Here is a 26,773-nt window from a genome sequence, read left to right as displayed (position 1 = left end):
ACGTTCCCGAGGCGTGCCCGGTCAGGACCTCAGGACGTAGTCCGACGGCAGCAGTGCGCTGCCGGGCAGGAGATATTCGTCCGCCTCGAGCAGCGACCGCCACCGGTCGAGGAAGCCCGGGAACAGGTCGAGCGGAGCCGCGTCGACGACCCACACCCCCGGATTCGACAACGCGACCAGCAGCGCCGTCAGCACGACCCGCACGTCTCCGTCGTGGTCGACCGCCCCGGCCGGTCCGCCGAGTCCGGGTGAGACGACGAGCGAGTCGCCTTCGACGCACACAGCCAGGCCGAGCTGCGTGAGCAGCGGAGCCCACGCCGGGGCGGATCCGTCGTCGGCGGACAGCACGCAGGCTCCGGCCGCCCGGGTCGCGGCGACCGCGTAGAGCGGCAGCACATCGGCAGGTACGGTCGCCTCGAACTGCGGAAGCTCCCCGGCGGTGGAGCGGGTCGTCGCCGTCAGCCCGTCGGCGGAGGCGACGACGTACGCGCCGGTGGTCGCGACGTCCGCTCGCAGCCGGCGCACGGTGCCGGCGTCGAGCAGCAGGGGTTCGCGCACCATCACCGTGCCGCCGGTGACGACGCCGGCGAGCAGCAGAGCCGTGACGGCCACCGCGGACGCCTCGGAGTCGACGCGACCGCGCACCGGTATCGCGGCGTAGGGAAGTTCGATCGTCACGGGGATTCCTCCTGGATGGTCGAGAGCACCGGGACGTTGTTGTACCGCTCCTTCACGGTGCGGAAGTGGACCCAGCTTTCGAGTTCGAGAACGGATCTGAGCGCGCGGACGGTGTCGAGCGACGACACGACGTCCTCGAGTCGCGTGGCATGGACGGTACCCAACAGATCGAACCGGCCGATGGTGCTCGCGAGGAAGTTCACACCCGGGAAGTCCTCGATGACCGCCGCCAGGTCCGAGATGCGGCCGCTCGCACGGATTCCGAAACCCACCGCGACTTCCGTCTGGTGTTGCCCGCCGGTGAGGGCGCCGATGCGCAGCACACCGTCGTCGATCAGTCGCCGGACGCGCATGCGCGCGGTGCCCGGCGACGTTCCGGTGGCCTCCGCCAGTTCTGTGTACGAGGCGCGTCCGTCGTCCTGCAGCACGCCGAGGAGCCGCACGTCGAGGGAGTCGAGGTTGGTGACGGGCACCTTGTCGGGCCGGCCGATGTCGACGATCAGATCGGTGTAGGTGAGCGTGTTCGTCTCCCGCACACCGTCGATGCCGCGGATCCGTTCGAGGGACGAGGCGAGCCGCGCTGCGCCGACCGTGCGGATCTCCACGATGAGCGGATACCTGCCGCTGGTGAGCGAGACGTACGGCACGTCGTGCAGCTCGGCGATCCGCGCCGCGACCTGCCGCACGGGCCGGTCGACCGCGATGGAGACGTGACCGAGGGCGTCGAGCCCGATCGTCGAGGGATGGACGATGCCGACGACGTTGACCCGGCCGCTCTCGAGCAGGGCGTTCAGCCTCTTCGACACCGTGGGGCGGGAGACCCCGAGCTTGGCCGCGAGCTCGTTGCGCCCGATGCGGCCGTCGAGTCGCAGCTCTTCGACGATGCGCGCATCGAGGTCCTGCACCGGAAATGTTACGGGCGATGTCATCGGATGTTTACAAACGAGATCCGGGCCAACGGAACTTTCCTCATCAGCAGTTCTCTCCATCTTTCCGATCCACTGGTCAAGGTCGAAGGCAGTTCGAGTTTCCCGAAAATCGACAAGTGACGTTGATTGCTCTGTTCTCGACTTGGACAGAACATATCCCACTCCATATGTTTCGAACCAACCGAACGAGCACAGACCAGCGCCGATCTCGTTGCTCTACATCCCCCGCCCCCACAGGAGATCGAACGATGAGAAAAGTAGGACTGCTCGCAGCCGGCACCGGCCTCGCCCTGCTCGTCAGTGCATGCGGCGGTGGATCCGGCGGCACCGAGGCCGACGGCGCGGCCCCTGCCGGCCTCGCCCGTGCCGGTGAGGTCACCTTCTGCACCGACCCCGAGTACCCCCCGATGGAGTACTACGCCGAGGGCGACACCAGCACCCCGATCGGATTCACCTCCGACGGCGCCCGCGCTCTCGCCGACCTCTGGGAGGTCGAGGCGAAGTGGCAGATCACCGCATTCGACGGCCTCATGCCCGGCCTGCAGGCCGGTCGCTGCGACATCCTGTGGACCGCGCTCTACATGAGCCCGGAGCGCCTCGAGGTCGCCGACGCTGCCGCCTTCCTCGAAACCGGCCCGGGCCTGCTCGTCCGCAGCGGCGACACCTCGATCACCAGCTCGGAGGATCTGTCGGGCAAGACTGTCGCCGTGCAGGGCGGCGGAAGCAACGAGCTGACCATCCGCGCCCTGTCGGAGGAACTCGAGGCGGCCGGATTGCCCGGCATCACCGTCCAGGCCTACCCCAAGACCGCCGAGACCGTCGCCGCCGTCACCAACGGCAAGGCCGACGCCCTCATCGAGACCGATGTCGCCGTCGTCGAGATGGTGAACAAGTCGGGCGGTGCCCTCACCGCGGTGCCGGACGTCTTCCCCGTCGACACGAAGTTCGGTGTCTTCACCAAGAAGGACTCGCCGCTCAGTCCTGCTGTCGCCGAGGGCATCAGGACGCTCGCCGAGAGCGGAACCCTGCAGGAGATCGCCGTCGAGTACGGTCTCGATCCCGAGCGCGTCGTGACGGATTGACATCATGACCTTCGACTTCGAGATCTTCCTCTCCGCGCTGACCTCCTCGGAGTTCTTCCGTGGAGCCTGGCTGTCGGTCGCGCTCGCGGCGGCGTCGATGCTCTTCGCGACGCTGATCGGCTTCGGCGTCGCCCTGCTGCGCATCAGCGACAACCGCCTCGCCCGCACCGTCGGCGGAGCGTACGTGTGGTTCTTCCGCGCCATCCCGACCCTGCTGGTGCTGCTGATCATCTGGAACGCCGGCCCCCAATTGTTCCCCGCCCTGCGGGAGAACTGGTTCAGTCCCTTCCTCGCGGCGTTCATCGGGTTCGCGGTGGTCGAGGCCGCATACATGGCGGAGATCCTGCGGTCGGCGCTGCTCAGCGTCGACGACGGCCAGCGCCTCGCAGCCCGCGCCATCGGCCTGCCCCCGCACAAGGTGATGCTGAAGGTCGTGCTGCCGCAGGCCGTCAAGGTCGCGCTGCCGCCGACGGGCAACGAGTTCATCGCGATGCTCAAGTACACCTCGCTCGCGTCGGTCATCTCCCTGCGTGAGCTGCTCACCACGGCGCAGGTCGGGGTGTCGAACACCTTCCGCTACGCCGAGTACTACAGCGCCGCACTCGTCTACTACCTCGTCATCGTCACCGCGCTGATGGGTGTGCAGACGCTGATCGAGCGCCGCTACCGCTGGGTCTCGTCCGGGGTCACCACCGCCCCGACGGCCGGCACGACGAAGGAGACGGTGACAGTATGACCAGCATCGCACTGCTCGAAACGATCGGTCTGCGGAAGACCTACGGCAGCAACGAGATCCTCAAGGGCGTCGACTTCTCCATCGAAGCCGGGCAGGTCAAGGCCGTGCTCGGGCCCTCCGGTTCCGGCAAGTCCACCATCCTGCGCCTGATGTCGCTGCTCGAACCCGCCGACGCCGGGTCGATCCTGCTCCACGGCAAGGAGATCGGTGTCGAGTCCGGACGGGACGGGCGATCGATCCCGCTCCCCGAGCGCAAGCTCGCCCGCGAACGCACGAACATCGGCATGGTCTTCCAGAAGTTCAACCTGTTCGCGCATCTCGACGTGCTCCACAACGTCACGCTCGGACTCACCGAGGTGCACGGCGTTGCGAAGGGCGAGGCCGTGCACCGGGCCGAGCGGATGCTCGAACGGGTGGGCATGTCGCAGCGCATGCGGCACTACCCGTCGGAGTTGTCGGGTGGCCAGCAGCAGCGCGTCGCGATCGCCCGGGCCCTGGTCCTCGATCCGGCCGTGATGTTGTTCGACGAACCCACCTCGGCTCTCGACCCCGAGCTCGTCAACGAGGTCCTGTCCGTCATGGAAGACCTCGCCCAGCAGGGCATGACGATGATCGTGGTCACCCACGAGACCCGGTTCGCCCGTCGCGTCGCCGACGAGGTCGCCCTGTTCGACAGCGGCGTCATTGTCGAACAGGCTCCGCCCGAGCAGTTCTTCACCGCTCCGGAGCACGAGCGCACCCGCGAATTCCTCTCCCACATCCACTGATTTCCCACATCCACTGTCACGACCCAGACGGAGCACCTCATGGCATCCCCGATCGCGGTCTACACCGATCTCGACGACCTCGACCCCACGGAGGGCATCGCCCTGCTGGAGGCCGAAGGATTCGAGGTGCGTGTGCTCGAGACCCGCGACTCCGACACGATCGCCGCCGCCGCGGCGGATGCGTCCGCCCTGCTCGTCGGCTACGCCCCCGTCGACGCCGCCCTGCTCGACCGGCTCCCGCAGGTGGGAATCGTCTCGATGCTCTCGCGCGGCTACGACTCCATCGACGTCGCCGCGGCCACCGTGCGCGACGTCTGGGTGGCGACGGTCGGGGATGTCGCCTCCACCGAGGTCGCCACCCACACCTGGGCCCTGACCCTGGCCGCCGTCCGCCGGCTCGACTTCTTCGCCCTCGGCGGGCAGCGCGGCTGGCTCGACCGTCCGCAGTATCCTCCGCGGAGCCTCGCCGAGACGACCCTCGGCCTCGTCGGTCTCGGCCGCATCGGCAGCGAGGTCGCCGCCCTCGCGTCCGGTTCGGTCGGGACGATCCTCGGCTACGACCGGGCCGGTCGTGCATTACCGTCCGGGGTGACACCCGCCTCGCTCGCCGAGGTGGTCGCCGGCTCCGACGTGGTGTCCATCCACCTCCCGCTCGACGACTCCACCGAGAAGCTGTTCGACGCCGATCTGCTCGCCACGATGCGGCCGGGCGCGTGGCTGATCAACGTCTCACGCGGCGGCATCGTCGACTCCGGCGCACTCGCCGACGCACTCGACGCCGGCCACCTCGCCGGGGCCGCCCTCGACGTGCTCGACGTCGAACCACCTGTGCCGGGCGACCGCCTCGCCGAACACCCGAACGTCCTGCTCACCCCGCACGTGGCGTATCTGTCCGACCGCACGGCCCGCGAGTACATCCGCATGCAGGCCGCGAACGTCGTCGAGTGGTACCGCACCGGCGCACCTTCCCGTTCCGTCAACGACCCGTACGAGGTGATCGCATGAGCCCCCGGCTCGAGATGTTCCAGTCCCTGTGGGCCATGGAGGATCTGCCCTGGCGCGGCACTCCCTGGACCCTGCCCGAGCAGCTCGATCGCCTCGTCGAGGAGAACTTCGACGGTGCGGCAGTCGATCTCGGCGCCCGCGGCAAGCCCGAAGCCGGGAGCCTCGCTCCCCTGCTCCGCGAGCGCGACCTGCGGTCGGCGGTCTTCGCGTTCCTGCGCGACGACACCGATCTCGACGCCGCACTGCGCTACGCCGAGACGATCGGCGCGGATCGGATGGTCGTGTGCGGCTGCGTCTTCGACCCCGACGACAGCGTGGTGATCGACGCCGTCCATCGCTGGCACAGCACCGCCGAGGCTGCCGGTGTCGCGATGCAACTCGAGACCCACCGCAACACCCTCACCGACGACATGCGCCGCACCACGCGCCTGCTCGACGACATCGACCCCGCCGTGAACCTGGCCATCGACCTGTCGCACTATGTGGCCGGCAGCGAGATCCCGTCGACGCCGACCCCCGAGATCGACGGGCACATCGAGGCCCTGTTCGCCCGCGCCGAATCGGTCCAGGGCCGCGTCGCGACCCGCTGCCAGGTGCAGATCCCGCTCGGCTTCCCCCAGCACCGCGAATGGGAGGAGCTGTTCACGGGCTGGTGGACCCGCGCGTTCACCGCGATCCTCGAACGCCGCGCCCGGGCCGGCAGCGACGAGCCCGTCATGTTCTGCACCGAACTCGGCACCACCCCCTACGCCATCACCGATCGCGACGGCGTCGAGCTGTCCGACCGGTGGGCCGACACCCTGACCCTGCGCGACCGGGCCGTCGCCGCCTTCGCCGAGGCCGCATCCGCGACCGGGTCCACAGGCCGCACTTCCACCCTCACGACCTCAGGAGCGTCACGATGAGCACCTCGCAGTTCCCCCTGCCGGAGCGCACCACCACCTCGACCGGCAACGTCGTGATCGACGGCCCGCTGCCCGAGCTGCCCACCGGACGCGCGATCATCCCTGCCCGCGCCTACACCGGCACCGAGGAGTTCGCCCACGAGCAGAAGAGCGTCTTCTCGTCGGGCTGGGTGTGGGCCGGTTACGCCCACTGGGTCGCCGAACCCGGCGCGGTCCATCCCGTCACCATCGGCGGCAAGCCGCTGCTGCTCGTACACGGCGAGGACGGCCGCATCCGCGTGTTCCACAACTCGTGCCGGCACCGCGGCATGGCGCTGACCGAGGATCCGATGGTCGTGCAGGGACGCATCCAGTGCGCCTACCACTGCTGGTCGTTCAAGCTCGACGGCACGCTCGCCGCCGCCCCCTACTACACGCGTGAGCGTCGCTCGAAGCTCGACCCGGAGGTCGAGAAGCGGCTGAGCCTGCTGCTGGTCGCGAGCCACACCTGGGCCGGGATGATCTTCGTCGATCTGTCGGCGACGGACACCGATCCGCAGGCCTGCGCCGACGACTTCGCCGCGAAGCTCGAGCCCGTGCTGGGCCGCTGGTCGCACATCGACTTCGATCGCCTCCACCTGGCCGGTGAGAAGAAGTTCGAGGTCGACGCGAACTGGAAGCTGGTCGTCGAGAACTTCCTCGACTTCTACCACCTGCCGTTCGTGCACCCGCAGGTCGGGCCGGTCACGGCCTCCCTCGACGTCGACGATGTGGCACTGCACCCGGACATCATCGGCGGCAGCTATCCGCGCGGCGCCGCCGGCAAGGCCGAGAAGACCGCGAAGTCGCTGCCCTGGCTCGGTGACGTCCCCGCCGACCGCCTCGAACGCCAGGACATCTTCTGCCTGTTCCCCAACGCCCTGGTCTTCCTCGAGGCCGACTGGTTCCAGGTGATCGGCTACCACCCCGTCGCCCCCGATCGCACCGTCGAGTACATGGCGATCTTCGTCGACTCCTCCGCCGCCGGTGACGATTTCGCCGAGACGCGGTCGCAGCTGTGCGACGTGCTGTGGGAGGTCAACGAGCAGGACATGCCGATGCTGCACCGCCTGCAGATCGGCCGCAACTCCCCCGGCTCCGACTCGACGAACCTGGTCTCGCACTGGGATCAGATCACCGCACTGTTCCAGGACCGCGTCGCAACGAAAGCAGGTTACCGATGACCGCCCTGCTCGAGCGTTCCACCGACCGCACCCCGCGCACCCGCTCCGTGCGGGTCACCGGAATCACCTGGGAGGCAGAGGGAATCCTGTCGGTGACCCTCGCCGACCCGGCCGGGGATCCGATGCCGGCCTGGGATCCCGGCGCCCACGTCGACATGGAACTGACCCCGGGACTCACCCGCCAGTACTCGCTGTGCGGGGACCCGGCCGACCTGCGCAGCTGGACGGTCGCGGTGCGGGCCGCCGCCGACTCCCGCGGGGGCTCGGCCCATGTGCACTCGACGCTGCGTCCCGGTGACATCCTGCGCGTGCAGGGCCCGCGTCAGCACTTTCCGCTCGAGGACGCCCCGGCCTACGTCTTCGTCGCCGGCGGTATCGGGATCACCCCGCTGCTGCCGATGATCGAGGCGACCGCCGCGCGTGGAGCGACCGTCAGCGTGCACTACGCCTACTCGGGTCAGGCTCCGGCGCGGTTCGTCGAGCGCCTCGCCGCGACCGGCGTGCCCGTCCACCTCCACCCCTCCGCCGAGGGCCGGCGGCTCGACCTGCCGACACTGTTCGCGGCCGGTACCGGGGACGCGCTCGTGTACTCGTGCGGGCCGGAACGCATGCTCACCGAACTGACGGAACTGCTTCCGGCCGAGGCGTTGCGCATCGAGTCGTTCTCGCCCGCCCCGGCAGCTCCCGCTCCGGCAGGGTCCGCTCCGGCATCCGAAGACGCCGCGCCGTCGTCGGCGTGCTCGGTGCAGCTCGGCGCGGACGGACCGGTCGTGGAGGTCGCGGAGGACGAATCGGTCCTCGACGCGCTCGAGCGTGCCGGTGCGGACGTCATGTGGTCGTGCCGCGAAGGCACGTGCGGCAGCTGCGAGGTGGGTGTGCTGTCCGGGAAGATCGACCACCGCGACAACATCCTCCTCGACGACGAGCGCGAGGAAGGAAAGTGCTTCTTCCCCTGCGTGTCCCGGCCGATCTCGACGGCGGTGCTGGACCTGTGACCGGCACCGTCGCCCGCACCGAGGAACTGAGACTGCGCCGCGAACTGGCCGCCGTGTACCGGCTGGTCGCGCACTTCGGGATGACCGACCTGATCTTCACGCACATCTCGCTGCGGCTGCCCGGGCCCGAACCGCGGTTCCTCATCAACCCCTACGGATTGCTGTTCGAGGAGATCACCGCGTCGAATCTCGTGGTGGTCGATCCGCACGGCATGCCCGTCGGTGACACCGGTGCACTGGTCAATCCGGCCGGTTTCGTCATCCACGGCGCGATCCATGCGGCCCGCCCCGACGCGCACTGCGTCCTGCACACCCATACCCGGGCGGGCTGCGCGGTCGCGGCGACCACTCACGGTCTGCTGCCCGTCAACCAGATGTCGATGGAGTTCTACGACCGCGTCGCCTACCACGACTACGAGGGTGTCGCGCTGAGCCTCGACGAGCAGACCCGCCTCGTCGCCGACCTCGGCGACCATCCCGTCATGATCCTCCGCAACCACGGTCTGCTCACCGTGGGCAGCACCCCGGCCCAGGCCTTCCTGCGCATGTTCTATCTGAACTGGGCCTGCGAGATCCAGGTCACGGCCGCCGCGACCGGACCTCTCGTGCTTCCCCCGCCGGAGGTGTGTGAACGCAGCGCCCGCCAGTTCACCGGCACCGAGACCAACGACGACTTCGTCGATCCGGGCGCCGACCTCGCGTGGGCCGCGATGCTGCGCCTGCTCGACCGCATCGCGCCCGATTACACCGACTGATTCCTCCCATAGAAGAAGGACTGCTTCCCATGACTCCCATCGGACCCGTCGACGCCTCGCAGATCCCCCGCTACAACGGGCCCGGCACCTTCGCGCGACTGCCTCGCCTCGACGAGGTCACCAGCACCGACGTCGCCATCGTCGGTGTTCCCTTCGACACCGGCGTGAGCTACCGGCCCGGTGCGCGTCTCGGCCCGGCCCACGTGCGCGCCTCGTCGAAGCTGCTCCGCCCCTACAACCCGGCACTGGACGTCTCCCCGTTCGCGGAGATGCAGGTCTCCGACGCCGGCGACATCGCGTGCAACCCGTTCGATATCGACGAGGCCGTCTCCGACATCGAGCGCGGCGCCGACGCCCTCACCGGTGACGGCACGCGCCTGCTCACCATCGGCGGCGACCACACGATCGCCCTGCCGCTGCTGCGCTCGGTCGCGCGTCGCCACGGCCCCGTCGCCGTCGTGCACTTCGACGCGCACCTCGACACCTGGGATACCTATTTCGGTGCGTCGATCACCCACGGCACGCCGTTCCGCCGCGCATCGGAGGAGGGCCTGATCGACAAGGAGGCCAGCATGCACGTCGGTACCCGCGGCCCCCTCTACAGCGACAAGGACCTGTCCGACGACAAGATGCTGGGCTTCTCCGCCGTCACCTCGCCGGAGATCGAGATCGACGGTGTCGCCGCGGCCATCGAGCGGATGCTCGCCCGCATCGGCGACCGCCCGGTCTACGTCTCCGTCGACATCGACGTCCTCGACCCCGCGCACGCCCCGGGCACCGGCACTCCCGAGGCCGGCGGCCTGACGAGCCGCGAGCTGCTGCGCATGCTCCGTGCGTTCGCCGGCACCAATCTGGTCGGTGCCGACATCGTGGAGGTCTCCCCGTCCTACGACCACGCCGAGATCACCGGCATCGCGGCCGCGCACGTCGGCTACGAACTGCTGTCCGCCATGGCCCTGCCGAAGGCTTGACCGCCCTGCCGAAAGCTGATCCCCTCCCCCTCCTGCTGTACCGAAAGGCCCGTCGATGCCCGAGATCGAATACCGCGTCCCCCAGCAACGCCGGCTCGTCACCGAGCTACCCGGCCCGCGCTCGGCCGCGCTCACCGAGCGTCGCCGCAATGCCGTCGGCGCGGGTGTCGCGTCGTCCGTGCCCGTCTACGCGGCCGACGTCGACGGCGGCATCGTCCTCGACGTCGACGGCAACGCCCTCATCGACCTCGGCTCCGGCATCGCGGTCACGTCCGTCGGCGCGTCGGATCCGGTGGTGGTGAAGGCGATCCAGGATCAGGCCGCGCACTTCACACACACCTGCTTCATGGTCACCCCCTACGAGGGTTACATCGCCGTGGCCGAGAAGCTCGCCGAGCTCACCCCAGGTGACCACGCCAAGCGCACGGTGCTGTTCAACAGCGGCGCCGAGGCCGTGGAGAACGCCGTCAAGATCGCACGGGTCGCGACCGGCCGCCGCACCGTGGTCGTCTTCGACCACGCCTACCACGGCCGCACCAACCTCACGATGGCGATGACGGCGAAGAACAAGCCGTACAAGGACGGTTTCGGTCCGTTCGCCGCGGACGTCCACCGCGTCCCGGCGTCCTATCCCTTCCGCGAAGGCCTCGCCCACGACGGCACCCCGATCAGCGGTGCGCAGGCCGCGCAGCGGGCGATCGACCAGATCGACAAGCAGGTCGGTGCGCACAACGTCGCGGCGATCGTCATCGAACCGATCCAGGGGGAGGGTGGCTTCATCGTCCCCGCCGAGGGGTTCCTGCCCGCGCTGGTCGACTGGGCGAACGCCAACGGCATCGTCTTCGTCGCCGACGAGGTGCAGACCGGCCTGGCCCGCACCGGCTCGTGGTTCGCGAGCGACGCCGAGGGCATCGTCCCCGACCTGGTGACCATCGCCAAGGGTGTCGCCGGCGGGATGCCGCTGGCGGCGGTGACCGGTCGGGCCGACCTCATCGACGCCGTCCACGGCGGCGGTCTCGGCGGCACCTACGGCGGGAACCCTGTCGCGTGTGCCGCGGCGCTGGCGACCCTGGACCGCATGGCCGAGCTGGACCTGTGCGGGCGGGCCCGGCAGATCGAACAGATCGCGGTGCCGCGACTGCAGGCCCTGGCCGACGAGGTGGAGGTGATCGGGGAGGTCCGTGGGCGCGGGGCGATGCTCGCGGTCGAACTCGTGCATCCCGGTACCCGCGATCCGAACCCGGAGGCCGCCGCGGCGATCGCGGCCCGGGCGCTCGCCGAGGGCGTCATCCTGCTCACCTGCGGCACCTACGGCAACGTCATCCGTCTACTGCCACCGCTGGTGATCTCCGACGACCTGCTCGTCGACGGTCTCGACGTCCTCGCCGACGCCGTGCGCGCCACCGCCGGTGTTCTCGTGGGAGCGGCACAGTGACCGCCCTGATGTGGTTGGGCGGCACGCTCACCGAGTCCTTCACCGGCGCGACCTTCCCCGTCGAAGATCCCGCGACCGGCAAGCTCCTTGCCGAGGTCGCCGACGCCTCCCCCGCCGACGGCGCGCGCGCCCTCGACCTGGCCGTCGCCGCCCAGGAGTCGTGGGCGGCGACCCCGCCGCGGGAACGCGGCGAGATCCTCCGCAAGGCGTTCGACCTCGTGATGGACCGCGCCGACGAGTTCGCCCGCACGATCACCTCGGAGATGGGCAAGACCCTCGCCGAAGCGCACGGCGAAGTGACGTACGGGGCCGAGTTCCTCCGCTGGAACGCCGAGGAGGCCGTGCGGATCGGGGGGCGTACGACGACGTCGCCCGCCGGCACGGGCCGCATCCTCGTCACCAAGGAGCCGGTGGGCCCGGTGCTCGCGGTGACGCCGTGGAACTTCCCGTTGGCCATGGCGACCCGCAAGATCGGCCCGGCCCTGGCGGCGGGCTGCACGATTCTCGTCAAACCGGCAGCCGAGACTCCACTGACGATGCTGCTGCTCGGGCAGGTCTTCGCCGAGGCAGGTCTGCCCGACGGCGTGCTGTCGATCCTGCCCACCTCCGACGCCGCGCCTCTGACCGAACCGCTCCTGGCCGATCCGCGCCTGCGGAAGATCACCTTCACCGGCTCCACCGGTGTCGGCAAGTTGCTGGTCCGGCAGTCCGCCGACCACTTGCTGCGCACCTCCATGGAACTCGGCGGCAACGCGCCGTTCGTGGTGTTCGACGACGCCGATCTCGACGCCGCGGTCGACGGCGCGATGGCCGCGAAGATGCGCAACGGCGGTGAGGCGTGCACCGCCGCGAACCGCTTCTACGTCGCCGAATCGGTGGCGGCGGAGTTCACCGCGAAGTTGGTCGCGCGGATGGAGTCGGTGACGGTCGGGCACGGTCTCGACGAGGGCACCGATCTCGGTCCGCTCATCACCTCGAAGCAGCGCGCCCGGGTGCACGAGTTGGTGGTCGACGCGGTGGAGCGCGGCGCCCGCCTGCTCACCGGTGGCGTCGTCCCCGACGGTCCGGGCACCTTCTATCCGCCCACCGTCCTCGATCGGGTGCCCGCCGACGCGCGGGTGCTGCGGGAGGAGATCTTCGGTCCCGTCGTCGCCCTCACCACCTTCACGTCGGAGGACGAGGCCGTCGCCGCGGCGAACGACACCGAGTACGGGCTGGCCGCCTACTTCTACACCCGCGACCTCGGCCGGACGATGCATGTCGCGTCGGCATTGAAGGCCGGGATGGTGGGCGTCAACCGTGGCGTCATCTCCGACGTCGCCGCGCCCTTCGGCGGCATCAAGGAGTCTGGTTTCGGACGCGAGGGGGGCACGGAAGGGATCGAGGAGTACCTCGAGACCAAGTACGTCGCCCTGTAGCCGATTTCGGTGGGTTGAACCCCGCTGAGCGGTGTCTAACCCACCGAGATCGGGCGGGTGTTCCAGCTGTCCTCGACCACCCGCGGCTTGCATGCCTGATAGGCGCCGGTCACCAGCACCGCGACGGCGACCGTCATGAAGGCGAACGAGGCCGTCCAGCCCGAGGTGAGGTCGTGGAAGACTCCGAACAGCAGCGGGCCCAGGCACGCGACGGTGTAGCCGACGCCCTGGGTGAATCCCGAGAGAGCGGCGGATCCGGCATGGCTGCGGGAGCGCAGGTTGATGAGCGTCAGGGCCATCGGGAACGTGCTCGGCCCGAGTCCGAGCAGGACGATCCACAAGATGGGCGCGCTCATCGGCGCGATCCACAGACCGGCGAACGCGATGAGGAAGCACGACGCGCACGCCACGACCACGGGGAACGGATTCTCCATCCGCGCGCACAGCGACGGAGCGCCGAACGCGGAGACCAACCCGAGCAGGGCGAACAGTCCCACCATCGCGCCTCCGAAGGCGGGACTGGCTCCGGCGTCGGCGAGGATGTCCGGGATCCACGTGAACATCGAGTAGGTGACGAGCGAGGTCATGCCGAACATGCCGGCCATCCCCCAGCCCACCGGCGACCGCCACACTCTGCCGTCAGTCTTCGGGTCGACGGGAGCCACCTCCCCGGTATCGGCATTCCGATGACGCAGCAGCACCCACACCCACGGGACGGCCGCGGCGAATCCGACGAGCGCCCACACCCCGAGCGAGACGCGCCAGCCGAAGGCGTCGGCGAGGGGAACCGCGACGAAAGCGGGCACGATGGTGCTCAGCTGCACGCCGACGATGTATACCGAGCTGACGAGTGCCAGCGTGTCGGAGAAGTAGCGCTTGACCAGAGGAGGGATGACGACGTTGCCGATGCCCATCCCACCGAGCGCGAGACCCGACAGGAGCAGCAGCGACCACGTGTCGGTCATGAGCGCGCGGGTCGCCATGCCCACGCCGGCCATGAGCATCGCGATCAGCGCGGTGCGTTCGAGTCCCCATCGTCGGCCGAGCGCCGGGGTGGCGAGTCCGAAGGCCGCGAACATCGCGGTCGGGATCATGCCGAAGACACCGACGACCGTGGACGAGAAGCCGATCTCCTCACTGATCTGCGCGGCGAGCGGGCTGAACGAGGTGACCGCAAGTCTCAGCACGAGGGCCGACATCGCGATCGCACAGAACACCAGCAGCCGGCCACGCAGAAGACTCACACCGGAAATCATAGGATGATGGGATGACTTTGGGAAAACCTGTTCAGCGGACGAACCTGATCGAGCAGGTCACCGAGCAGTTGCGCAGTGAGATCTGCAGCGGTCGCTGGAAGGTGGGCGAGAAGATCCCCACCGAACCGCAGCTGTGCGAGTTCACCGGCACCGGACGCAACACCGTCCGCGAGGCCGTGCAGGCACTCGTCCACACCGGCATGCTCGAACGCCGCCAGGGCTCGGGCACCTATGTCATCGCGACCTCCGACGTCACCGGCACCCTCGGCAAATACTTCGCCACCGCCCACGAACGCGACGTCCTCGAACTGCGGCAGGCACTCGACGTCACCGCCGCCGTCCTGGCCGCGCGACGACGCACCCCCGACGACGTGGCCCGGCTCGAGCAGTTGCTCGCCGAACGCAACCGGCTGTTCGCCGGATCCGACACCGACGCCGCGGTGGCCGCCGACGTCGCCTTGCACCGCGGCATCGTCGAGGCCAGCCACAACGCGGTGTACCTCGAGTTCTACGACTCGCTGCTCCCGTCGATCCGGCGGACCATCGACCGGCACGTCCGCGTCACCGGTCTCGGCTTCGAACCGGAACACACCGCTCTGGTCGCCGCCGTGATCGCCGGCGACGAGAACGCGACCGTGGAGGCGGCGCGGGCCCTGTTCGCGGAACTCACCGACTGAGGCCGCCGCTCATCGGACCCCGGCCGAGCGCAGGGCGTCCGCGAGGGTGTACGCCTCCGGAGAGCTCAGGAGAAGTTCGTCGAACTCGACGCCCGGGCCACCCAGCGCGACACGCAGCACCGGATGACCTCGCTTCATGGCGACCAGGCGCTTGATGCCGCGCGGGTGCCGGAAGGTGCCCACCTTCAAGAAGCCGGAGATCACCATGCCCGATCTGATGCCGAGGATCTCGGACGTCCATCCCGGAAGGACCTCCACGCCGGTGATCGCCGAGATCGGCACCTCCATCGCGGATCGGCGGACCATGAAGGCTTCCCACCGAGAGAAGGACAGGTGGAGGGTTGCGTTGTCGTATGTCGTTTCGGCCATGACGTCGGACCTTCCGTCGACGGTAAACTGACTACAGCACTGAGAACATTATCATGGTGATAACAATGATGGGTAGGTACCGATGGCGAAGACGTCCCCGATCGCGGAAGTCGTGCTGCATCCGGTTCGACTGCGGATCGTGCAGCAACTCGGAGGACGGCAGCTGACCACGAGCGAACTCCGGTCGGCACTACCCGACGTCACCCAGGCCACGCTCTACCGGCACGTCGCAGCATTGATCGACGCCGAGATCGTCACCGTCGTCGACGAACGTCGCGTGCGTGGAACCGTAGAACGCACCCTCGCGCTCGGCGACCGCATGGCACACGTCGGCCACGACGACCTCGCGGCGATGAGCGACGCCGAACTGCGCAATGCCTTCGTCACCTTCCTGGGTGCGCTCGGCGAGAGCTTCGACAAGTTCATCGGGGACGACGATCGGAGCCTGCGGGACTATCTGGGTTTCGGGACCACCCCGCTCTACGTCACGACCGACGATCTCGCGGAGATCCAGAGCAGGCTCGCCGACATCCTCGCCCCGTATCGCACGGATACCGGTGACGACCGGATGCGCATCACCCTGACGACCGCGGTGATACCGGCTCCTCCCAGCACTGCTTCCGAAGAGGGGTAGAGGCCGGCAGAGGAGTAGACCTCAGCGGAACTCGTCGACGTGCGCACCGGCCCACTGCGCGAAGATCGTCGTGGGCCGGCCGAAGTCGAACCGATGTCGGACGGTTACGCCTTCCCGTACCGTGTCTGCGGGAGGTAGACATGACAATTGCCGGTTCACTGTTCCGTCTCGCAGGTCCCTTCAACTCCATGGTCATGGGAGCCGCCGGTCTACCCGTCATCGGTAACCGGATCCGTAACTATGTCGCACCGATCACGTACACGGGTCGAAAATCCGGCAGGACGATCACGTTGCCGATCAGTTACCGACGTTCGGGCGACTCCGTGACGATCGGCGTCGCGATGCCCGACGAGAAGTCCTGGTGGCGCAACTTTCTCGGCGTCGGTGCTCCCATGAGCATCGAGCTCGACGAGGAGGAACGCACCGGTCACGCCGTCGCGACACGCGACGAACGCGGTCGTGTCGAGGTTGTGCTGCAACTCGATCCCGCCTGATCCGGTCATCCGAGACGAGCGGGGCACTCAGCGGCACAACGCGGCATATCATTCCGGTGAACAACGCGCGTAACGGAATTCGGCGGCGGTAACCTGAGCGGTACACGACATCATCACGATGCCGCTGGACACCATCCGGAAAATTTCGCTGGGATCCTCTCGGAGGCCGACGTGCGTGGATTCGGTATCGATCTCGGAACAGCCAACACCGTAGTCGGAACTCCCGACGAGGGCATAGTCCTCAACGAACCGTCGCTGATGATGGTTCGGACGAAGGAACCGCGCCGCGCGCTCGCGATCGGCAAGGAGGCGAGCGACCTCGTCGACCGCACACCCGGCGGGATCACCCCCGTCCACCCGATACGCGACGGGGTGATCGTCGATCTCGAAACGGCACGGACATTCGTCACGGCCGTGCTCGCCCAGCTCGCCCCGCGCCGCCGCTACGGCATCCGGCCCGTGGGCGTCATCGCAGCTCCCGCCGGGGCCACGCCGCTCGAGCGTCGTGCGCTGCTCGAGGTCGGACACGAGGCCGGTCTGCGGAAGGTCGGGTTGATTCCCGAGCCGGTCGCCGGTGCCATCGGGTGCGGGATCGACCCGCTCGAGCCCCGAACCCATCTCGTCGTCGACATCGGCGGTGGCACTTCGGAAGTCACCGCTCTCTGCTACGGCGGTGTCCTGTCGCACCGTAGCTGCCGCATCGCCGGGGACGACCTGACGAGCGCGATCCTCCGGTATCTCCGCGCCGAACACCAGATCATCGTCGGCGAACTCACTGCCGAGCGCGCCAAGGTGGGTGCGCCCGAGACCGCCGACGAACGGTCGCTCGTGGTGGAAGGTCGCGACGCCGCGACCGGCCGCGCGCGTCTGGTGACACTCGAGACCGAAGAGATCATGGATGCGGTCCGGCCCACCACGATGAGCATCGTGCAGACGCTGTCGAGCTGCCTGGACGACCTGCCGCCGCGCGCGATCAGCGACGTGATGGCCGAAGGCATCCTGGCGATCGGCGGCGGATCGATGCTGCGCGGCGTGCCGCAACTGCTCGAGGAGGCCTTCGGCCTGCCGGTGAAGACCGCCGAGCGTCCGCTCACCTGCGTCGCCGAGGGCGCGACCTCGTGCATCGAGCACGCCGACGTGATCGCCGCCTACGCCGCCTGACCTGTCAGGGATTCGGCGTCCGGAGCTGCGCGAGGTAACGCTCGAGCAGACCTTTGACGACCGGTCCCGAGGTGGCCGATCCGAAACCGCCACCGCGCACCAGCGCTGTCACCACGACCTCCGGCGACTCGGCGGGTACGACCGCGGAGAACCAGGCGTTGAGCCCCTTGCCCGGTGCCGAGGGATCCTCTGCCGTGCCGGTCTTGGCGGCGGCCGTGACCGGCAGGCTCGCGAGCTGACCAGCAGTGCCGGCCGAGGCCGACGCCCGCATGCCGGCGCGCACCGGTTCGAGTTTGTCGGCGAACGACAACGGCCGAGGTTGCTCGGTGGGAATCGGGACCGCGTCGCCGGGTCCGTAGGCGGCGGCGAGCTTCGGGGTCACCATCTGACCCGACGCGATACCCGCCGTCCACCGCGCGACCTGGATCGGCGTGGCCGTGACGGTGCCCTGGCCGATACCCATGAGCAGGGTCGAACCCGGATACCAGGCACCTCCGATGCTCTCGACGTTGTCCGGGGTACCGAGGAAGCCTGCGGACTCGGCCGGCAGATCGATCCCCGAGGGGGCACCCGCGCCGAGCTCGGAAGCGATCTGCGCGATGCGGTAGGGACCGAGAAGGTCGGCCAGTTGGTAGAAGTAGACGTTGTCGGACCACTGGATCGCCCCGAGCAGGTTGTTCGGGCCCATCGGCTGCCAATTGGCGAAGGTGTGACCGCCGTAGGTGTAGGCCGCACCACCCGCCAGGAAGGCATCCGGGGACAGCACGTCGAACGCCGCGTTCGTCGACGCTGTGACGATCTTGAACGTCGACCCCGGTGGTGCTGCCGTCTGCACCGCATGGTTGAGCATGCGGCCCGGACCCGATGCCGCGGTCTGCGCCGCGATCGCGGCGAGGTCGGCCGGGGGTCCGTAGACGTTGTTGTCGTAGCCGGGAACGCTGGCCAGCGCCAGCACCGCGCCGGTGCGGGCGTCCATCACGACCGCGGCGCCGAGGTCGCCGCCGCTGGTGCGCACCGTCTGGGCGAGCGCGTCGGTCGCGGCCCGCTGCATGCCGAGGTCGAGATGCAACCGCAGGTCGTGGCCGCGGATCGGATCCACCCGCTCCCCCGTGCCCACCGGGCGCCCGGACGGATCGACGTAGACGCACTGCCTGCCGTCGACGCCGCGCAGCAACGCGTCGTACTGCCGCTCGAGCCCGGCCTTGCCGACCCGTGATCCGAGCGCGAGTGTCGGCCACAGCTCCATGTCCTGCTCGTCCGCGATACCGACGTACCCGAGGAGCGACGCCAGCACCTCTCCGTGCGGGTACTGCCTGCGCCCCGTCGGGTAGACGAGCACCCAGGGCAGCTGAGCGTCCACGATCGTCCGGGCCTGTTCGGGCCCGACACGTCCCAGCACGACCTGGATCTCCCCGCTGGTACTGCTCCGCAGTTCCTCGTCGAGCTTCTCGGGGGGCATGCCGAGCAGGGCGGCGAGTTCGTAGCGCGCCGACGGGGCACCTTCGGCGAACATCCGGGCGACCACGGCGACGGTGTACTCGGCGACGTTCGTCGCGACGGGAACGCCGGTCCGGTCGAGGATCTGACCACGCTCGGCGGGCAGACGGATGCAGCGGAGCATCTGCGTGTCGCTCGTCGCGCGGAACTCGGTGCCGTGCGCGGTCTGCATCTGCCACGCGAAGACCGACATCGCGGCGAGCGAGGCCGTCAGCGTCAGCGCACCCACCGACACTCCGCGCGGCAGACGGCGCTTCTTTGGTTCGGTCACCCACAGCGGCCGGGTCACGCCGTCGCGGCGCACCGCGAGCACCAAGCCGATCGAGACGAACCCGATGATCGAGGCGGTGCCTCCGTAGCTGAAGATCGGGATCGGCATGCCGGTGTGCGGCAACAGCGACAGGCTCTGGGCCACCGACACCACGGTATGCAGCCCGAACACACCGCCGATGCCCGCTGCGACGAGTGCCGCCTCCCGAGTGCGTGCGACGCGGGCGGCGACCACGGAACGCCACACGATGATCACGACGGCCGCCACGACGGCGATGCCGGCCACCAGGCCCCACCCGTACACGAGACTCGCGAAGGCCAGGTCGTGTTCCGACTCGGGGAGATATTGCGCCCGCAGATCGTAGTCCGGTTCGCGCCCGAGACCCCACCACCCCGCACTGCCGATCGCGATGTCCGCTTGCCACGCCGCCCAACCCGATCCCTGCGGGTCGGCGTCGTTCGACAGGAAGACGTGGATCCGCTCGAGCTGGTACGGACGCAGGAACAACACGGCCATCGGCAGCGACGCGAGCCCGAGCGCGAACAGCGGGAACAGCGACCGCAATGGGACTCTCGCCAGGATCAGCATGAGCAGCACGGTCGCCACGAGCACCACGGCGGTCGAAAGGTCGGGTTGCAGCGCTACCAGGGCGATCGGCACCGCCGACACGATCAGGACACCGACGAACCTGCCGAGCGTGTACCCACCGGCCAGTATTGCGGCGGGAACCATGACCAGCGCGAGCTTGGCGATCTCGGAGGGCTGCAGGGTGAACACGCCGAGATCGAGCCAGCGTTGAGCGCCCTTGGTCGCGATACCCACCAGCGGCACCGCCGCGAGCAGGACCACCGAGGCGGCGAACAGCGCCCACCCGAAACGGCTCAGAGCGGCGATCCGCATGCGCGAGGTCATCCACATCGCACCGAGCCCCACGGCGGCGAGCACGGCGTGACGCACTGCGAGCGACGACATGCCCGTCGAGATCATGTTGAGCATGCCGAGAGCGACCAGAGCGACGGACGCCGCGACGAGCCAAGGATCGGATGGGTGCCTATCCGCCGTCACGAGAGCCCCCGGGCACGCAGGCGGCATTCTCGGTGGGAACGTACACCGGCTCGGACGCGGCCGCTGCAGGAACGGTGGTGACCGCGGCGACGGCGAGTGCCGACCCGGGTGGCATGTCGACGCTTCCGATGCCGTAGGCCTCCGGGCTTCCCGCCGGCACCGGCAGGGTGATCGCCCCGCCCGGCAGTGTCACGCCCGTACATCGGTCGTAGACGGTCAGATTCCACGTGACCGCACCGATATTCGCCGCGGGGTCGAGCCCGACGTCGACGCGGACGGTGCACGATTCTCCCGGCTCGCACGGACCGTTCGCGAAGCTCGCGGCGACCCGCGTGATCGGTCCGGCGCTGCCGGGAAGACCGGTGCCGACGGGCCCCGGCACGGGCGCTCCCGGCGCGACGTCGGGCACCGGTGGCGGTGGTGACACCGGATCGATCCGGTCGTCCATCGACGACTCCACGGGATCGAGAAGGGTGTGCCAGCCTCGATTCAGTTCCGTCCACGCCGTGGGAGCCACCCACACCAGCCCGACGAGCGCGATGATCGCGACCAGCGCCATGACGGTCCGGCGTCGCGGCAGCCGTCGCTTCTTGCGATGCCACACTTTTCCCGCCGGCGGGCGACGGCGATTCGGGACGAAGGTCCTCTCTTCCGTCAGGCGCGGCACGTTCGTCCACTCCGCCGTACCGTCCACCGGACGAGCATTTCCCTTCACCACCGAGACGAGCGCGGCGATCTGCGATCGTTTCCTTTCGACCTCGGGGTCGTCGAATTCGGTTGCGGCAGCATAACGAACGCGTCTCGCCAGACCAACGAGATCCGTCGACTCGGCGATCGCCACCTCCACTCGCTCCCCGAGCGCTTCGTTGCGGCAATTCGTCACGATTCGGCGAAGAAGACCCGCCGTCGCGTCGCGCACCTCGTCCCAGGATCGTGCATTCTTGACACAGTCGATGGTGAGCTGACCGCCCTCGGACACCATCACTGCGTCGCCTCGGAGGCGGATCGGATGGTGGCCCCGGGCGTGCGCGAGTTCGAGTTGATCGACCGCATCCGTGACGAGCAGCGCGGCCTGCGCAGGAGTCAAAGTCGCTACGGCAAGCAGTCTTCCGAGTTCTACGCCGCCCCCTGCGTCGTCGTCCGTCCGTGTGGGCGGGACGGATCGAACCTCGACGGGCTCGTAGTCTCTCGCATGGATTCCCAAGACTGCTTCGATCATCGCGCATCCCGAAAACGCCAGGCCTCCCGCAAGTGTCAGCCAGACCGGAGCGGGCGGGTGAATTGACCTTGAATTGCCTTTCCCACTTGACGACTCGTTACCGAAATCCATTGTGTGTCATTTGCGCAAGAGTTGCCTCGACTTTCGAACGAAACCTTGCGGCACTTCTGCCCCAGAGGCTGTTACCGCCGGGAACACCCACCGATCACTCGCCGTCCGCATACACCGTGTCGGGACGTGCCGGGTGGTGGCGCCGGGCGTCGTACGGTTCGAGCCAGACCTGCACCGTCGCGAACAATCCCCGCTGCGGGAGCCGGAAGTCGCCGAAGCGGTCCTGCTGGGTCAGTGGACCTTCCGGTCCGAGATCCACTCCACGGACGACGGCACGCTCGGTGTGCGCGGCCCACAGTTGCCGCGGGTTGGCCCGGAACCACTGCCCGTTCGGCAGGTGCCCACCGAGTCGCATCCGGCCGGCGCCGAGCACCGGTCCGGCGACGCGACCCATCGCGGCCAGCACCGTCGGACTGTGCCAGAGGGAGTCGGGCATCAGACTGCCCGCCGCGTTCATGACGGTGGTCGCCGGCGAGGTGGTCATCCGGAGGTCCCACTCCAGTTCGGTACCGACCGTCACGTGCAGGTCGGCCGGGCCGGTCCACTCGGCGCGCACGTCGGTCTGCTCGGTCCGGCTCAGCGCGCGACCGAGATAGCGCGGGCAGCTCAGCTCGGCCGGGACGTCGCTGTACACCGTCCATGTGCCGTCCGGGTCGCGGTGCCACACGGATGTGAAGCCGTCGCCGATGCTGTTGGTCGGGAATCTGCGCAGCGCGAGATAGTGGCCGCTCGCGAACGGCGCGCCGATCACGGCGTAGCCGGCGAAACGCTCCCCGGAAACCCGGGGCAGTTCGCAGGACTGCTGGGCGGCTGCGTGCGGGGTGATGGTCATGTCGTCCTCCTCGATTGCGGGTACTTCGATCCTGTGCTCGCGGCGTCCGCACGTCATGAGGCCGCTGCCTCATCTTTCGGACCGGGCATCGTGCGAGGACACTGATTCCATGACGTCCACGGGTGACGGTCCGCGACGGGCGGAACTGGTCGCCGCGCTGTCCCTCGCCATCGATCTGGGTCTCGGTCAGCCGATGGAGCACATGCTGCGCTCGGCAGTGATCGCCACGCGCATCGCCGACCGGATGGGACTGAGCGCCGACCAGCGGGACGTCGTCTTCTACGCCAACCTGGTGGCCTGGATCGGATGCCACGCGGACTCCCACGAACTGGCTCGGATGTTCGGCGACGACATCGCGTTCCGCGCCGATACCTACGCGGTGGACATGACGGGACTCCCCTTCTTCCGCATGCTGATGGGGCACAGCGGGCGGGGACTGCCGTACGCCGAGCGCTTCCTCCACGCCACGGCCTTCCTGTTCACCGCGCGCCGGCAGGTGTCCGATCTCATCCGGTCCCACTGCGGGTCCGCAAGTGTTCTCTCCGATCGCGTCGGGCTGGACCCTCGGGTGAGCGCGATGCTGACCTTCACCTTCGAGCGCTGGGACGGTGCGGGGCTACCTTCTGGCGTTCGCGGTGACGAGATTCCTGTCGAGATGCAGATCGTGCAGTTGGCCGACGTCGCCGAGGTGTACGTCCGTCTCGGTGGGTCCGCGCAGGCGGTCACTGTCGCTCGTGCGCGAAGCGGAACCCAGTTCGGCCCGCGCGTGGCGCAGGTGTTCGTCGACGACGTCGACGCCATCACGGCAGGTGTGCTCGAACAGGACGCATGGTCGGCGGCGCTCACCCAGGCATCCGATCGTGACTACATCCTGAGCAGACCCGAACTGGACGAGATGCTGCGCGCAATGGCGGATTTCGTCGACCTGAAATGTCCTTACCTGTTGGGGCATTCGAGACGCGTCGCGGATCTGGCGGCAGCTGCGGGCCGGCATCGCGGACTTCCGGTCGCCGAGGTCGAACTCCTCTACCGCGCGGGTCTCGTGCACGGACTGGGACGGATGGGTGTGCCCAATCAGATCTGGGAGAAGGTCGGTCCGCTCACCACCGCGGAATGGGAGCGGGTCCGCTTGTATCCGTATCTGACCGGACGGATCCTCAGCCGCGTCGGAGGGTTGGAACCCGTCGTCGCCGTCGCAGTGACGCACCGCGAGCGGCTCGACGGCTCCGGATATCCCGGCGGACTCCGAGCTGCCGACCTGGGCGTGACGGCGCGGATCCTCGCCGCCGCGGAGTCCTACCAGCGGCTACGAGAAGCTAGACCGCACCGCAAAGCATTGACGGCGGAGGCCGCGGCGGCCCGGATGTGCCGCGACGCGCAGGCAGGCCTGTTCGACACGGAAGCGGTCGAGGCCGTACTGCTCGCGGCCGGGCACCCGACGAAGCGACGCGCGCCCTGGCCTGCGGGACTGACGGGTCGCGAGGTGGAGATCCTCAGACTCGTCGCTCTGGGCTATTCGAACCGGCAGATCGCCGACGAGCTGGGCATCGCGCACAAGACGACCCGCAATCATGTCGAGCACGTGTACACCAAGCTCGACGTCCACAACCGCACGCAGGCAGGGCTCGTCGCCATCGACCTCGGCCTGAGCTGATTAATGTGGATCCGGCCCCGCTATCCGGGGTCGAGCCCACACAAATCAGTGTCCGCATCAGACGATGCGCCAGATATATGCCGACGTGCTACAGGACTGGGTACTTCCTCGCCTCCGCACGCGACGGCGCGACGAGCCGGAGGATCTGGTGTTCTCGACCGACATATTCGCCGTCGAGAACACCGGATTGGAACGGCGTCCTCGTCCCCTTACCGCGGGTCGTCGGAGTGGCTGACGATATTCACGACCGTGCCGTCCGGTGCGCGCACGAAGAACCGCCGCACTCCCCACGGCTCCGTCGTCAGCGGATACACGATCTCGAACCCTCGACGCTGCGCTTCCTCGTAGGCCGCTTCCACCTCGTCGCCGACGTGGACGGAAATCGCCGAGTCCACGGGAGCCGTCTCGTCGCCACTGACCAACTGGACCACGGCACGACCATCCGGAGTGGCGAACCGCGCGACCCACCCGAGGTTCATCTCTTCGACGCTCAACCCCAGATAGTCCGCGTAGAAACTCCGCGCCTCCCCGATGTCCGGGACGTTGATGTTCGTGGTGATGCCGGTCGGACGCATGCGGTCACTCCTTCGACGATCCTCGGTGGATTCGACCCGCTCAGCGGGGTTCATTACACAAAAATCGAGTGATGGGTCATCTCGAATTCGAGTACACCACTACCCGCGCTTCGGAGTCCCGAGAATGAGTACGCAACCCGGACAGTGGCGGCTGTTGGACGAAGCCGAGGCCGCTGCACTCTCCCTGTCCGACGAATCGCACACCCCGCCCCGAGAAGGACGAACTCACCGTCGCTGCGCGAAAGTTCTTCCGCAACAAGGGCGCCGACTACCTCGATGATCCGAACGTCTCGTCCGTCGGCGTCGGATACAAGCATGTGGACGGCAAACCCACCGGCGAGCTCGCCGTGCAGTTCACAGTGAATGAGAAGGTATCGGAGCCCGAAGCTCTCGAAGCATTGGGCACCTCCCCGCTTCCCGAGAGCATCACCGTGAACGGTGTGAAGGTTCTGACCGATGTGATCGAGCGGTCGTACGAACCCGCATTCCATCGCGCCCCGGAAGCAGCGACGCCGCCCCGGAAGACGCGACGACAACCGGATAGGACGACTCGTGCGGTCGCACCTGGGCCGGCCGGGGACTGTGCCGTGGCGACGGTCAAGGATCGGCAGTTCGATCCGGAGATCTGCGGGCTCGGCACGAAGTCCATCGGTGGGTTCGAGATCGGACCCGACCCGACGCACCCGGCAGCCGACGGTGAGATCAGCAGCGGCGGCGACTCGGGATCGGCATGGATGTTCCGGTCCGGAACCGGCGCGGCGACAACGGTCTTGGCCGGACTGCATTTCGCCGGGGAGGCCAACGGCAGCGCCGACGAGCACGCGCTGGGGTGCCTGCCGCAGTCCGTCTTCGAGAAGCTGGGCGTGACCCTCACCCCGCCCGTGTCGGAAGAGGCGGTCGCGGCCGTCGGCTACGACCCGCACTTCCTGTCGACACCCGTCCCGCTTCCCGACGTGACGGCCGAGGTGAAGCCCGACATCGCGAAGGCGAACGACGGGTCCGAGGTGCTGCACTACACGCACTTCTCGCAGGCGATGCGGAAGTCGCGCCGGTTCGCGGCCTGGGTGGCGTGGAACATCGACGGCGGATCCATGAAGAAGGTCAGCCGAAAGAACATCGACTTCGTCAACGATCCACGTCTGGCAGCGGACGCCCAGGTCGGCAACGAGCTGTACCGAGCGAACCGGCTCGATCGCGGGCACCTCGCACGACGAGCCGACCTGCTGTGGGGCAGCCTGAGCGAAGCAACGAAGGCGAACAAGGACTCGTTCTTCTACACCAACATCACCCCGCAGATGGACGACTTCAACCAGAGCGCCCGCGACGGCGTCTGGGGCAAGCTCGAGGACGCGGTCTTCGCCGACGTGGACGTCGACGACCTCAAGGTGTCGGCGTTCGGCGGCCCGGTGTTCGCGGACGATGACCGCGAGTTCAGGAGGGTGAAGATCCCCCGCGAGTTCTGGAAGGTGCTCGTGTTCATGGAGAACGGCGAGCTCGAGGCCCGAGGCTTCCTGCTGAGCCAGAACCTCGACCAGCTCGAGGTGCTCGACCTCGACGAGTTCCGGGTCTTCCAGGTTCCGCTGGCCGAGATCGAACAACGCGCCCGGCTGCGGTTCCCGCAGGCGTTGCGAGATGCGGATCTGCAGGTCGCGGTGGAGGCGATCACCGAGCCACTGGATTCGGTGGCCGCCATCCACTGGTGACGGCTCAACCGATGTGAGGACGCGTGAGGCGTGTCCGCGGAGTCGTGACGATTCCGACCGATGCACCCACCACGACGGCGCGGGTCGTGGTGGAGGTCAGGGACGTGTCGTACGCGGACGGGACTGCGCCTGTGCTGGCGAGTGTCGAGATGGAAGGCATTCCCGTGCGGCCCGGGGGGCGTATCCCCTTCGTACTCGATGTACCGGAAGTGTCTGCTGCTACGGCACTGTCGTTGCGTTGCCACGTCGACCTGGTCGGTGACGGTGTGGTCGCGGTCGGCGATCTGCTGTCGACCCGGTCGATACCGGTGCCGGTGACCGGTGACGCCGGTCCGCTCACGGTGCCGGTCGGCATGGTCACCTGACGACTCTGCGAT

The 26,773-nt window shown here is 68.4% G+C and carries 26 protein-coding genes; 18 read left to right on the top strand and 8 right to left on the bottom strand.

Going from position 1 to position 26,773, the window contains the following annotated elements:
- Positions 1-21: 21 nt before the first annotated feature.
- Positions 22-678: a hypothetical protein gene (locus tag U9J23_RS07615; RefSeq protein ID WP_272269394.1), complete on the bottom strand. Its 657-nt coding sequence runs from the start codon at positions 676-678 to the stop codon at positions 22-24.
- The gene (locus U9J23_RS07610) at positions 675-1,583 is read right to left on the bottom strand and encodes an Lrp/AsnC family transcriptional regulator (RefSeq protein ID WP_230825270.1); all 909 of its coding nucleotides are present in this window, start codon (positions 1,581-1,583) and stop codon (positions 675-677) included. The genes U9J23_RS07615 and U9J23_RS07610 overlap by 4 nt, the downstream gene beginning before the upstream one ends.
- A 272-nt stretch (positions 1,584-1,855) precedes the next feature.
- Between U9J23_RS07610 and U9J23_RS07605 the strand changes: the two genes are divergently transcribed.
- The 11 genes from U9J23_RS07605 to U9J23_RS07555 are packed head-to-tail and all read left to right on the top strand — an operon-like array spanning position 1,856 to position 12,878.
- Positions 1,856-2,689 (top strand): transporter substrate-binding domain-containing protein, encoded by an 834-nt coding sequence (locus tag U9J23_RS07605; protein ID WP_059383620.1) that lies wholly within the window; start codon positions 1,856-1,858, stop codon positions 2,687-2,689.
- Between the two features lie 4 nt (positions 2,690-2,693).
- Positions 2,694-3,425 (top strand): amino acid ABC transporter permease, encoded by a 732-nt coding sequence (locus tag U9J23_RS07600; protein WP_059383619.1) that lies wholly within the window; start codon positions 2,694-2,696, stop codon positions 3,423-3,425.
- Complete coding sequence (locus U9J23_RS07595) at positions 3,422-4,192, top strand: amino acid ABC transporter ATP-binding protein (RefSeq protein ID WP_326602174.1); 771 nt, start codon at positions 3,422-3,424, stop codon at positions 4,190-4,192. Before U9J23_RS07600 ends, U9J23_RS07595 begins: the two co-directional genes overlap by 4 nt.
- Before the next feature lie 39 nt (positions 4,193-4,231).
- Complete coding sequence (locus U9J23_RS07590) at positions 4,232-5,197, top strand: C-terminal binding protein (protein WP_326602172.1); 966 nt, start codon at positions 4,232-4,234, stop codon at positions 5,195-5,197.
- Entirely contained in the window at positions 5,194-6,102 is a 909-nt protein-coding gene (locus U9J23_RS07585) for a sugar phosphate isomerase/epimerase family protein (protein ID WP_326602170.1), read from the top strand. The genes U9J23_RS07590 and U9J23_RS07585 overlap by 4 nt, the downstream gene beginning before the upstream one ends.
- Complete coding sequence (locus U9J23_RS07580) at positions 6,099-7,304, top strand: aromatic ring-hydroxylating oxygenase subunit alpha (protein ID WP_326602169.1); 1,206 nt, start codon at positions 6,099-6,101, stop codon at positions 7,302-7,304. The genes U9J23_RS07585 and U9J23_RS07580 overlap by 4 nt, the downstream gene beginning before the upstream one ends.
- Positions 7,301-8,299 carry a PDR/VanB family oxidoreductase gene (locus U9J23_RS07575; protein ID WP_326602168.1) on the top strand — a complete coding sequence of 333 codons (999 nt, stop codon included), beginning with the start codon at positions 7,301-7,303 and terminating at the stop codon, positions 8,297-8,299. The genes U9J23_RS07580 and U9J23_RS07575 overlap by 4 nt, the downstream gene beginning before the upstream one ends.
- Positions 8,296-9,054, top strand: a complete 759-nt coding sequence (locus tag U9J23_RS07570; protein WP_326602166.1) for a class II aldolase/adducin family protein — start codon at positions 8,296-8,298, stop codon at positions 9,052-9,054. Before U9J23_RS07575 ends, U9J23_RS07570 begins: the two co-directional genes overlap by 4 nt.
- 29 nt (positions 9,055-9,083) lie before the next feature.
- Complete coding sequence (gene speB / locus U9J23_RS07565) at positions 9,084-10,025, top strand: agmatinase (protein ID WP_059383612.1); 942 nt, start codon at positions 9,084-9,086, stop codon at positions 10,023-10,025.
- Positions 10,026-10,080: 55 nt separating this feature from the next.
- Complete coding sequence (gabT, locus tag U9J23_RS07560) at positions 10,081-11,460, top strand: 4-aminobutyrate--2-oxoglutarate transaminase (RefSeq protein ID WP_059383611.1); 1,380 nt, start codon at positions 10,081-10,083, stop codon at positions 11,458-11,460.
- An 8-nt stretch (positions 11,461-11,468) separates the two neighbouring features.
- Complete coding sequence (locus U9J23_RS07555; protein WP_059383715.1) at positions 11,469-12,878, top strand: NAD-dependent succinate-semialdehyde dehydrogenase; 1,410 nt, start codon at positions 11,469-11,471, stop codon at positions 12,876-12,878.
- A gap of 35 nt (positions 12,879-12,913) precedes the next feature.
- Here the strand turns inward: U9J23_RS07555 and U9J23_RS07550 are convergent, their stop codons facing one another.
- Positions 12,914-14,134, bottom strand: coding sequence for a CynX/NimT family MFS transporter (locus U9J23_RS07550; RefSeq protein WP_326602163.1), 1,221 nt, complete (start codon positions 14,132-14,134; stop codon positions 12,914-12,916).
- Positions 14,135-14,145: 11 nt separating this feature from the next.
- On the opposite strand from U9J23_RS07550, the gene U9J23_RS07545 reads away from it, so the two are divergent.
- Entirely contained in the window at positions 14,146-14,811 is a 666-nt protein-coding gene (locus U9J23_RS07545) for a FadR/GntR family transcriptional regulator (RefSeq protein WP_016692114.1), read from the top strand.
- Positions 14,812-14,820: 9 nt separating this feature from the next.
- On the opposite strand, the gene U9J23_RS07540 is transcribed toward U9J23_RS07545, so the two are convergent.
- Positions 14,821-15,180: a hypothetical protein gene (locus U9J23_RS07540; protein ID WP_059383608.1), complete on the bottom strand. Its 360-nt coding sequence runs from the start codon at positions 15,178-15,180 to the stop codon at positions 14,821-14,823.
- An 82-nt stretch (positions 15,181-15,262) separates the two neighbouring features.
- Between U9J23_RS07540 and U9J23_RS07535 the strand changes: the two genes are divergently transcribed.
- From U9J23_RS07535 to U9J23_RS07525, 3 genes are all read left to right on the top strand, one after another.
- The gene (locus tag U9J23_RS07535) at positions 15,263-15,814 is read left to right on the top strand and encodes a helix-turn-helix domain-containing protein (RefSeq protein ID WP_060654406.1); all 552 of its coding nucleotides are present in this window, start codon (positions 15,263-15,265) and stop codon (positions 15,812-15,814) included.
- Between the two features lie 140 nt (positions 15,815-15,954).
- Complete coding sequence (locus U9J23_RS07530) at positions 15,955-16,308, top strand: hypothetical protein (RefSeq protein ID WP_326602158.1); 354 nt, start codon at positions 15,955-15,957, stop codon at positions 16,306-16,308.
- A gap of 171 nt (positions 16,309-16,479) precedes the next feature.
- Complete coding sequence (locus U9J23_RS07525) at positions 16,480-17,469, top strand: rod shape-determining protein (protein WP_016692119.1); 990 nt, start codon at positions 16,480-16,482, stop codon at positions 17,467-17,469.
- Between the two features lie 4 nt (positions 17,470-17,473).
- Here U9J23_RS07525 and U9J23_RS07520 read toward each other — a convergent pair whose 3' ends face one another.
- The 3 genes from U9J23_RS07520 to U9J23_RS07510 all read right to left on the bottom strand — a co-directional run bounded on the left by U9J23_RS07520 (position 17,474) and on the right by U9J23_RS07510 (position 22,464).
- Positions 17,474-20,302: an FtsW/RodA/SpoVE family cell cycle protein gene (locus U9J23_RS07520; RefSeq protein WP_442802273.1), complete on the bottom strand. Its 2,829-nt coding sequence runs from the start codon at positions 20,300-20,302 to the stop codon at positions 17,474-17,476.
- Positions 20,289-21,389 (bottom strand): hypothetical protein, encoded by a 1,101-nt coding sequence (locus U9J23_RS07515; protein WP_326602152.1) that lies wholly within the window; start codon positions 21,387-21,389, stop codon positions 20,289-20,291. The genes U9J23_RS07520 and U9J23_RS07515 overlap by 14 nt, the downstream gene beginning before the upstream one ends.
- A gap of 337 nt (positions 21,390-21,726) precedes the next feature.
- Positions 21,727-22,464, bottom strand: coding sequence for a hypothetical protein (locus tag U9J23_RS07510; RefSeq protein WP_231912045.1), 738 nt, complete (start codon positions 22,462-22,464; stop codon positions 21,727-21,729).
- Between the two features lie 109 nt (positions 22,465-22,573).
- On the opposite strand from U9J23_RS07510, the gene U9J23_RS07505 reads away from it, so the two are divergent.
- Positions 22,574-24,118: an HD domain-containing phosphohydrolase gene (locus U9J23_RS07505; RefSeq protein ID WP_326602148.1), complete on the top strand. Its 1,545-nt coding sequence runs from the start codon at positions 22,574-22,576 to the stop codon at positions 24,116-24,118.
- 209 nt (positions 24,119-24,327) lie between these two features.
- On the opposite strand, the gene U9J23_RS07500 is transcribed toward U9J23_RS07505, so the two are convergent.
- Positions 24,328-24,693 carry a VOC family protein gene (locus U9J23_RS07500; protein ID WP_059383600.1) on the bottom strand — a complete coding sequence of 122 codons (366 nt, stop codon included), beginning with the start codon at positions 24,691-24,693 and terminating at the stop codon, positions 24,328-24,330.
- A gap of 587 nt (positions 24,694-25,280) precedes the next feature.
- Between U9J23_RS07500 and U9J23_RS07495 the strand changes: the two genes are divergently transcribed.
- Together U9J23_RS07495 and U9J23_RS07490 are read left to right on the top strand one after the other, a co-directional pair.
- A complete protein-coding gene (locus U9J23_RS07495; RefSeq protein ID WP_326602145.1) occupies positions 25,281-26,396 on the top strand; it encodes a DNA/RNA non-specific endonuclease in 1,116 nt (371 codons plus the stop codon).
- A 44-nt stretch (positions 26,397-26,440) separates the two neighbouring features.
- Positions 26,441-26,761 carry a hypothetical protein gene (locus U9J23_RS07490; RefSeq protein ID WP_326602143.1) on the top strand — a complete coding sequence of 107 codons (321 nt, stop codon included), beginning with the start codon at positions 26,441-26,443 and terminating at the stop codon, positions 26,759-26,761.
- The last annotated feature ends 12 nt before the right edge of the window (positions 26,762-26,773 follow it).

The organism is Rhodococcus sp. PD04 (assembly GCF_035918275.1).
Classification (GTDB): Bacteria; Actinomycetota; Actinomycetes; order Mycobacteriales; family Mycobacteriaceae; genus Rhodococcus; species Rhodococcus rhodochrous.
The sequence above is the reverse complement of the archived record's forward strand: the minus strand, read 5'-3'. Positions and strand labels throughout refer to the sequence as shown.